At 42.1% G+C, this 10,005-nt stretch carries 7 protein-coding genes and 1 pseudogene; all 8 read left to right on the forward strand.

Features of this window, described 5'->3' with window-relative positions; all coding sequences use genetic code 11:
• The first annotated feature begins 94 nt into the window (after window positions 1–94).
• Window positions 95–925: a TnsA endonuclease N-terminal domain-containing protein gene (locus NL646_RS16305; RefSeq protein ID WP_253664446.1), complete on the forward strand. Its 831-nt coding sequence runs from the start codon at window positions 95–97 to the stop codon at window positions 923–925.
• A complete protein-coding gene (locus tag NL646_RS16310) occupies window positions 912–2,996 on the forward strand; it encodes a transposase (protein ID WP_253664447.1) in 2,085 nt (694 codons plus the stop codon). Before NL646_RS16305 ends, NL646_RS16310 begins: the two co-directional genes overlap by 14 nt.
• Window positions 2,996–4,654, forward strand: coding sequence for an AAA family ATPase (locus NL646_RS16315; protein WP_253664448.1), 1,659 nt, complete (start codon window positions 2,996–2,998; stop codon window positions 4,652–4,654). Before NL646_RS16310 ends, NL646_RS16315 begins: the two co-directional genes overlap by 1 nt.
• A 2-nt stretch (window positions 4,655–4,656) precedes the next feature.
• On the forward strand, window positions 4,657–6,174 hold the full coding sequence (locus NL646_RS16320; RefSeq protein ID WP_253664449.1) for a TnsD family Tn7-like transposition protein: 1,518 nt from the start codon (window positions 4,657–4,659) through the stop codon (window positions 6,172–6,174).
• Window positions 6,175–6,183: 9 nt separating this feature from the next.
• Window positions 6,184–7,812 carry a Tn7-like element transposition protein TnsE gene (locus NL646_RS16325; RefSeq protein WP_253664450.1) on the forward strand — a complete coding sequence of 543 codons (1,629 nt, stop codon included), beginning with the start codon at window positions 6,184–6,186 and terminating at the stop codon, window positions 7,810–7,812.
• Window positions 7,813–8,067: 255 nt separating this feature from the next.
• A pseudogene (locus NL646_RS16330) lies at window positions 8,068–8,622 on the forward strand (WYL domain-containing protein); the annotation flags it as partial.
• A gap of 14 nt (window positions 8,623–8,636) precedes the next feature.
• Window positions 8,637–9,155: a DNA methyltransferase gene (locus tag NL646_RS16335; RefSeq protein ID WP_253664453.1), complete on the forward strand. Its 519-nt coding sequence runs from the start codon at window positions 8,637–8,639 to the stop codon at window positions 9,153–9,155.
• Between the two features lie 204 nt (window positions 9,156–9,359).
• On the forward strand, window positions 9,360–10,005 hold a 646-nt coding region (locus tag NL646_RS16340; RefSeq protein WP_253664451.1), incomplete at its 3' end, for a hypothetical protein.

Here is a 10,005-nt window from a genome sequence, read left to right on the forward strand (position 1 = left end):
TGGAACTGTGACATTAAAGTTTGAAACTGTACCACTAAAGTTGAAAACTTTTTAAACCCGGTTAAACTGATTGAAAGTTGACCGGGTTTTTGTTATGGCAAAATCAAAGTACGTTTTAACTGAAAAGCAGATCATCAAGCGGATAAGTGAAGGCCGAGGTGCAGGAAGGCTTTCTGGCTATAAGCCGTGGCTGTATGTCAATGAGGTTCCTTCAGAAGGTCGATCTCAGAGAGTTTACTCTCACCTAACGGGGCGGATTCATCATGTACTATCGGATCTTGAGTTCGCAGTCTTTCTCCTTCTAGACCATAACCCTGCCGTAACAGACATTCGTGAGCAGTTTCCACTCAACAGAGATGGCACTCTCAATATTTCCAAGGACGGTCAACTTTGGCACCCTTCGCAAGGAGGGGTAAATCTTGTCATGTCCTCTGACTTTTTGGTTAGCACCGCTTCTAAAACTCAGCCCAAATTCGCTATTCAAGCAAAATATTCCAAAGACTTAAAAGATCCGAGAACTATTGAGAAGCTAGAAATAGAACGCCGTTATTGGCAGCTAAAAAGAATCCCCTGGTTCCTCGTAACAGATAAAGAGATAGACAAAACAGTCGTATCGAATATTGAGTGGTTATACGGGGTTAAGGGGTACTTTGATGAAGTAATAACGGATGAGCTATCGCTTACTTTTGGGCATATCAGTGCTTATTTTGTTCAACACCCAGAAAGAAAAGTCGTTGATCTGTGTAAAGAGTATGACATGGCATACCAGCAAGATCTTGGTCAGTCGCTTTATGATATTCGTTTAATGTGTGCAGCAAGGCTTATAACGTTCGATATTCGTTTACCATTTCATAGTTTGAAAGCGAAAGAAATTGCGTTTAGAAGCGTTTCTTTGTTCGGGGGGCATCGTAATGTGGCCAGTTAACGAAACTCTAGCGTTTGACGGTAAGGCTTACCGCGTGCTTTTTACCGAGACAAATTACTTCTATTGGATTGCTATTGATGAGGATAAAGGTTTACCGGAAAGAGTCTATTTTGATGAATGCCGTAACTGGGTTGATGAAGGGCGTATAGAAAAAATTCCGGACCCTTATTCATACCTTCAAGGAGAGTCTTGGACCAAAGAGTCAAATGCATATCAGAAAAGGCAGAACGACTTTGATTTGATTAAGCCTATCGTAGATGGTGAAGGAGCATTTGACAAAAGGGCTCGAGCAAAAAGGGTTAGTCATGCGGTTGCCAATTCAAATAAAACCAAATCGACCATCTATCGTTTAGTTCGGAGATATTGGCAGCGTGGACAAATAAAAAATGCCCTAATACCAGACTACAAAAACTCAGGCGCTGCCGGAAAGAGAAGAAACTTCACAACAAATAAAGCTGGTAAGTCTAGGGTTTACGGTGTCGGTGATGGCAAACAAGTCACTGAAGAAATCAGAAAACAGTTCCGAATTATTTGTGATAAATATTTGATGAATGATAAAGGGAACTCCGTTGCTTATGCACATAGAAAGTTTTCAAAAGCATATAAGTTAAAGAACCCAGGTGTTGAAGAGCATGAAATTCCAACACTCCGCCAATTTAGATACTTCTACAAAACCGAGTATAGCAATGTCACAAAGCTTACCGTTCAAACACCTCAAGGCAATTACAATAAAGATGTTAGGCCACTACATGGAACTGCAACCGAGCAAGCTTTAGGCCCAGGGAGTCGATATGAGATTGATGCCACCATTGCAGATATTTACTTGGTCGATGATGACGATGCAGACAAGGTTATCGGTCGGCCGACGATTTATATGGTCATTGATGTTTTTAGCCGTATGGTTGCAGGGTTTTATATTGGTTTCGATAACCCATCTTTCCCCGTTGCAATGAAAGCACTGATATGCAGCTTTAGCAGCAAAATAGAAACTTGCGCAAAATATGGTATCGATATTTCAGAAGAACAGTGGCCATGCATAGGCATTCCCGATGTGTTGCTGGCTGATCGTGGCGAATTGATGAGCCATCAAGCAAATTATTTGGTTGATGCTATTGGTGTTCGCCTTGAAAGTGCTCCACCTAGAAGAGGCGATGCTAAAGGCATTGTCGAGAGATCATTTGGTACATTGCAGGCTAAGTTCAAGCCCTATATGCCAGGTGTCGTAACTGGTAACAAGGTTAAGAAGCATGGTGAAAGAGACTATAGAGTTGAAGCTGCTGTGGCGAGATCAGACTTTATTGAAATACTGCTCTATTCAATACTTGCTCACAACTTAAACAAGCCATTGGATAAGTACGATCGTGCTCCTGATATGCCAGAAAGCCTTCCATCGATCCCTATTGAGCTTTGGAGGTGGGGCCTACAGAATCGTACTGGGCGTTTACGAGCTATTGATACGGATATTGCAAAAATACTGCTGTTACCTCGTCAAAAAGTCACTGTATCTGAATTGGGCATAAAGTTATGGGGATTAACCTACACAGGAAAAGAAATTATTCAGACAGGTTGGATGCACCGTTCTTCGGAAGTGTCTAGACCTAAAAAACTATTTGCAGCCTATGAGCTTGGTTCTGCTAATCACATATATCTGTTTCCTGAAGAAGGAAAAAATACATTTTGGGTTTGTGATCTTTCTAGTCGAAGTAGAGAGTTCCGTGATCTAACTTGGTATCAAGTATGGGAGCGTCAAGCAGATCAAAAGCAGATTTTAGCTGAAGCTAAGTATCAATTTGCACCCGTAGAACGAGATTTTGATGATCTTCTTGAAAAGAAACTGAAGAAAGCTACAAAAAATCGTAAAACCAGTACATTGAGCAACGCGCAAAAGATAAATGACATCAAAGGCAATAAACGGAATGCGCGAGAGCAAGAGAGAAAGGAACTAGCAATACAGCCCGCGAGGGCAAAACAAGAAGAAGTTGCACCGGTTATACCTATACATGGAGAGGAGGAAAGTTATCAACTGCCTGACTTCATACCGGAGCTCTTTGATGATGAGGGTGATAGCTGATGAAGAGAAATCAAGATCATCGTGTAGTTGCAGTCTATCAAGGTGCAACACTCTCAGCTTATCGAGGTAACCCGCTGATAGAGGCACTACCACCAATAAATAGTTTCTTGGACGACTCGAGTGCTCTAAAGGGCTCGTTGAGGTGTACCGCAGAAGATATCCATCGAAATGGTATTGAAAGAGCGCATAGTATCTGTCGTGTTATTGATGATTTTTTTCAACCCCTCAGTCAGCACATACAGTTGCACGAACGACTGTCACTGATGATACGGCGTGGTTATGTTGGAAGAAACCCCGAAACAGGTGATTGGGCAAGACATATACAAAATGGTTACGAACGTGTATTAACTGGTGATTTAAAGGCGATAAAGTTCACGGAAGTTAGTTCTACAGCCCAAAGTATGACATTGATTGGATGTAGCGGTAATGGCAAAACAACAGCGATCAAGCAGCTTTTGTCGTTATACCCTCAAGTTATTTACCACCCTGACAGAAATCTTGAGCAAGTCGTTTATCTAAAAATTGACTGCTCCCATGATGGATCACTTAAAGAGCTGTGCTTGAACTTTTTTCGTGCGATGGATAGAGCGTTAGGAACATCAAATTACGAAAGACAATACTCGATGAGCAAAAGACCGAGTATTGAAACACTTTTAGCAGCAATGGCTCAGGTTGCAAATGCTCACGCAGTAGGTGTTCTTATTATTGATGAAATACAGCACCTTAGTCGTTCTCGCTCTGGTGGATCTGAGAAAATGCTCAATTTCTTTGTGACGTTAGTAAATACCATTGGTCTTCCTGTGATTTTGGTCGGGACACCACGAGCTCGTGAGATATTTGAGGCTGATATGAGATCTGCAAGGCGAGGCTCTGGTCTTGGAGCTATTTTTTGGGATCCAATGGAAGAAGGAAGAGAATGGAAAGCGCTCACGGATAAGTTATGGACTCTTCAATGGCTACAAAAACGTGATGAGGTGCTGTCGGATGACATTCGTTCTCTATGGTATGACCTGAGCCAAGGTGTTTTAGATATTGTGGTTAAGCTATATGTCTTGTGTCAGTTGAGAGCAATAGCGACAAAAGTAGAAAGGATCACACCTAAATTAATGCAACAAGTTTATGAGGATGAATTAAAACCTGTTCATCCAATGCTAGCAGCGCTTCGCTCAGGTGATGTTGAAGAAATGATTAAGTTTTCAGATCTTAAACTAAGCAATACTGATAAAAGGTTACTTGAGTTACAAAAACAGGTAGCAACAACTGTTCAGCAGACACCGGAGGAGTTTGCATATCAACAGCTCAGAACCGATGAAGAGCGACGTGTATATATGGCCCTAAAAGACGAGTTTGACTCAACACTTTTAGCTCCTGTAATACGACAGCTGTTTGATCTGAATCTAGATTTGACATGGGTCAGCTTACTGCCACTGGTACATGAGCAACTCACTAACCCTGAACAGTTACTATCTAAAAAAGAGCCTAAGCCAAGTAAAGGCAAGAGGGCCTTCTCAATTAAACAGGCGCAATGGCATACCCTTGATAGTGAGGATTTGAGGTTTGTTCACTCTCAATCGGATTCTGATAGCGAAGTGTACACCGCAATGTCAAATTTGGGTCTGATTCTAGACATTCAGTCATTACTGGAAAAGGCGGTTTAATATTGCGTTGTTTCCCTGTCCCTTACCCAGATGAATTAATCTATAGCTTAGTAGCTAGAGCTGGAATTCGCAGTGCGATAACAAGCTCTAAACAGCTACTAGATGAAGTGTATGGTGACAGAAAAGTGATTGCGACAATTGACCTGCCTAGTCATTTATCTTCAATATCAGAGCAGCTAGTTAACACGGGACGATTTGACGTCCAACAGCTTATTTATGAACATACAATGTTCCCGATTTACGCTCCTTTTGTTGACGAAAGCATTAGGATTAGAGCGATGGAGCGAATGAAACATTGCGCTAAGGGCTCTGTTCATCTAATGCTAGGAGCCCCAGCTTCTATTGTAAAAACATCAGATGATTTTTGTGTTTGCCCAGCTTGTGTCGCGGAGCAAAAACAAAAATTTGGGGAAAGTTATTGGTCTAGGTTGTGGTTTTTACCATCCTTACCTTATTGCCCTGAGCACGGCCTTCTGAATAAATCGACAACCTCTTACCATGATAGTCGGCACACGTACCATGCATGTAGCCGAATACAATGTCAGCCCTTTTTATGTAACCACCAGAATATAACAGCGCAGCGGTTTGCTTACTTAGCGAGCAAAGCTAAAGAGGTAATGTGTTTACCAGCCCAAGGCTCCCCGACTCAGCATCAATGGAGCCTTTTCTACAATCATCTAGCACACGACTTTGGGTGTGGAAAAGGCCCTAAACAGGTTGCTCACGATAAGATTGCGGACTTAGTTGTAAGCAAGATCGTTACCCCTGAGTTAACCATCAATTCTGATAGAGATACTAACTGGCTTCGCACGTTATTTCGCCGTCATCGTAAAGCTTTTAGCTATCTACAGCACTTAACGGTTTGGTCTGCTTTTATTCCTGAAATGTCGGCTAGTGAAATTATAAAAGAAGTAAAATCAAAAGATAAAGTGACGGTATCGATCCCGAAGGACAATGCTCAGCTTGTGCCAAATCCAAGTGAAGAAAAACGTGAGCTGTGGCGTCACTTAATAGGTAACGCCCCGGTTAAGAGAGCACGCAAACTTCCTGGTGGTGGTGCACTGTATGCTTGGCTGTACCGAAATGATAGAGATTGGCTATTGGCTTTCAATCGAGACCATCAATCCCAATCGGTCGTAAGGCAGAAAAAAGTAGACTGGAGAGCAAGAGACCGATTACTAACTAAGCAGCTTATTAGGATTGTCGAACGATTAGATACTGTTATTGATGGTCCCCGAAGAAGCAAAAATTTCTTACTCAAGCAGCTAGATGATTACGGTTCGGTGAGCAAAAAACTGAACTTATTACCCTTGCTATCTTTTGCTTTGAATCGGTATCAAGAAAGCGTCTTTGAGTTTCAAGCTCGTCGGCTAGTCATGGCTGTAATCGCAAAATCAAAAACAGGTTCAGGAATGAGTCGCTGGCAATTGATGCGTTCAGCAAGCCTCCCCAATGAAAGAATAATGCCAGTTATCGCTGATTTACTTGGCTGGGTAACTACAGGATCAGATTACAAATAAGGAAATGATATGGGAGTCAGGTTTTACAAGTGTGACGATGATGTACGTATAGTCCATACAGGTAAAATTTTAGTACGAACAAGTGATTCATCTTACCGACCTTCAATTGAAGTTTGGTGTTATCCCCCACAACAGAAAAATAATTTTCATGCGACTGCATTTTCTAACGTCCCTGCTTTGTATCGAGGAAAAATAATTAATCAAAGAGAGTTATCAGAAAGTTACGCTAAACGAGGGCGTCATAAATTTAGAAGTAATGAGTTCCTTCGGCATAGTAGCTTGAGTGAGTTCCCCGACTCAGAGTCAGCAGAGTCTTTAAGAAAGAAAGAGTCAGAGCAACATGCATTTGTATTAGACCGAGTTTCGGCCCCTAAACTGATTATTCCTCAGCTAGAGTTGGCAAGGGTCCTATTTTATGCCAGCTCGTACTTATCGCGAGCGTCATTAATGTCTTCTCGTTTGCTTACAGACTTCAAGGTCGAAGTTAACACCAAGGAGGACTATGCCAATATCGAAGTGTTGCAAACATCAAACTTTCCTCCTTCAGCATTCAATGATTCTGCAACAAGAGCAATGTTGAGCTGGTTGCTCATTGATAGCAATGCAAAGCGTTCATTTGAGTCGATTTTTAGATATTTCAACGTCGAAAAGGACCGAGATGTATCTGCGGGGTATAAGCGTTGGCTATTTCACTTCGATCCTCCCCAAATGGCTGGATGGTCTTTCGAATACGAAGGCAGGCTTGATGCAAGTGGCCGCTACTTTCTGGTTGAAAAGATCACGGATATTGAAATTAATGCTCAAATGCCGTCTAGGGTCTATTTTCATAACCCGTCTTTTACGCATCCAGATGAAGTCCAAGAGCCAACCATTGGTGGCAAAGGCCCTGAACCATACGAGCGTCCAGAAGATCATATTATCGATGATGATCGTGAGGCTTCCGATGCTAACCATGCATTCTTACTAGGTGAAAATACCTGCTCAGTAAGGTTTAAAAATCGTTTTTCAACGTCGAAAGCAACAACCCCCAAAAGGAGTCATCGGCCAGATAGTAGCAAAGATGCAGCTAAGAAAGCTGGTGATCAGGTCAGTACCAATGAGCCTGGTAGTAATGGTGAGATACCTTCGGCAGACATGGGAGGAGGTATGCAAGATTGCACTGATCGATCGGAGGAGTATGCTTCTCGTTTTACGGCCTTTAACATGATGGTGCAAATGCTAGAGGAAAAATACGCCTGTACAATCATTGACTCGTACACTCATGAGCTGGATCAGGTTGGACTTAGTAAATGCTACTTGATTGACTCTGATGCAAAGAGAACGATTCGTTGCGTTGTCGTGGAGCGAAATGGTCATGTGAATTACTTGCTCGAAGTTGATGTAACAGGCCTGAGTAAATGGATCTCCACAAAATGTATACGGCAGATTGATACTCGCAATTGGAAAGAGCAGTTTTCTCGAATCAAAAAAGGCGTAGTGACAAAGTCTCTGGGATGGCCGACAAAGGAAATGGATTCCATGTTTGGCTTCAAAAAGCATATTGGTATTTCTCACCCGAAATCCGTTGAAGGACACCCTACGGGAATTCCTACAGAATCAATCTTAGATTGGGCAGGAAGAGTCGCAGATAAACTCTAGCTTACAGATCAAAAGTGGTCGTTTAGTGTTCCCTACAAAATATTTTGTGATTAGATGATACCTAATAAAATTAATTAGGTTGAGGCCTATTCAGTGTTTTATGGCCATCTGTCCAGCTTCAACCGGTAGAGATTGATTAGTCATTTCGGATAAAGAGCAGCATTGAGTGACGCTTTTCAATGTGAGTACGCGATGTCGGTCCGTATTTTATAAACAGAGTTTTAAGAAATTGGTTGAATTGGACAAACAAGACGCATGACAAATGATGGTCTGAAACAAACGGTAGCAGCGAGTTCACTAGCTAAAGAAAGTGCGAAAGGAAAGCCAGATAGGCTTTCGCAGATAGCGCAGTTGCCACAAGCAACCAGGGATCGCATTGCCCACATCGACTTCACCTTATTGTTTAAGGGAGAAGCGGTACGGGCAGACTTAGTAGATCGCTTCAGCATTGCCGCCGCACAAGCAACGAAAGACTTCACAATGTACCGAGAGCTTGCACCAAGCAACATTGAGTATGACCAAAAGCTCAAGTTGCATAAGCGCGGTGAAGCATTTGCCCCTTTGTTCGACTATGACGTTGTGAGAACGCTGGCAACCATCAGTCAAGGCTTTGGTGATGGCTTTACTGGCAAGGTAAAGCCAACGCTGGCGTGTGAAGCGCCTTATCACCTCAACAAGCCGAGTCTAACGATAGTGGCTAAAGTCACCGAGGCCATACACAAAGGCAAAGCCTTGAGTATCACCTATGTGTCGTTATCGAGCGGTGAAACGACGCGTGAAATTGTGCCGCATACGCTAGTGGACAGTGGCCGAGGCTTTTATTACTGAAAGAATTACTTGCTGAAGATGGAAGTATTTGGATTACGTTAGATGATAACGAGGCTCAAAGAGCAAAGATATTGCTTGATGAAATTTTCGGAGAACATTGTTTTGTTGCTTCTATCGCATGGCAGTCTCGTTATTCTGTTTCAAATGATGCCTCTATTTCAATGTCACATAACTATGTGCTCGTATACTCCAAAGCTCCTGATACTTGGAAAAAGATTAGAAATGAAGTAACGCGAAACGAAAAGCAGAGTTCTCAATACTCTAATCCAGATAACGACCCAGATGGCCCTTGGAGAGCAATCCCATGGGATGCACCAAATATTCGAGAAAATTTGTCTTATCCTATAAAAACGGAAAAGGGAACAACTAGATTTCCACCTAAAGGACGTTGCTGGTCTAGAGAAGAGTCTCAATGGTTAGATATCGTAGATCAAGGCCTTGCTTATTATGGCAAAAATGGCGATGGAGCTCCTTCATACAAGCGTTATTTAAAGGATGCTGGAACTGTGGTTTAGTTCCATCGATTTAAGCAACAAGGCCTAAACTTATTTAAAAAATTGTTAGAACTTACTTAAAGCCTGAGCTAATCTTGTTCTAAATATGGTCAAGTTTTGCTCTGTTAGCTTTGAATAAAAAATACGATAGAAAGGAGATGCATTCTAAATGCATCTCGACTCTCTTTTTAAATTATTTTTTTATTTTTTTCACAAGGGGTTAAGATGAATTTTGTAGTGTCAATTAGTGAAGCTGGTGAAGTAACGAAAGGATTAACACCGAAAGAAGAAGGGGCTGTTTATCTTGTTTTTGATCAATCAGGGAGTTTGGTGGCTTCTGCCGTGTATGAAGAATCCAGTGACCTAGATTCTTTATCTGATTATGTTTCCCTTAACCAAAAAGAGTCTATTGAGCAACTATTTGAAGATGGACTAGATCCTACGTTATTTGAAGAGTTAGCAACAGCGTCCGGTGGAACTATAAGTTCATCTATTGCTGAAGTGTTTACGTTGGATTTTGGCGATGTTGAGTTTCCAGATGTTTCAACTTTTTTCGAGACAAGCCCTATTTCAATTTCATCCAATAATGTTGAGAGAGACGATGATATATTTGAGGCAGATATAAGTCCTCTTAGCGGTTTGGTGCCGGCACTAACCATCTCGGATGCAGCCGATGGCAGCGTGAGCGTGGCGGAAAACAGTGACGGTCTGGAAACGACCGTGACAATCCCAACGGGTGTGGAAGTGGGCGATACGGTGACCTTAACCATCACCAACCCAGATGGCAGCACCACAGAGCAAACTTATACTGTCACCTTGCTAGATACGTTGAATGGCGTTGCTGCTATTACGATCCCATCATTGACTGACG

The organism is Vibrio sp. Y20_XG_PY13, assembly GCF_024181925.1.
GTDB classification, from domain to species: domain Bacteria; phylum Pseudomonadota; class Gammaproteobacteria; order Enterobacterales; family Vibrionaceae; genus Vibrio; species Vibrio parahaemolyticus.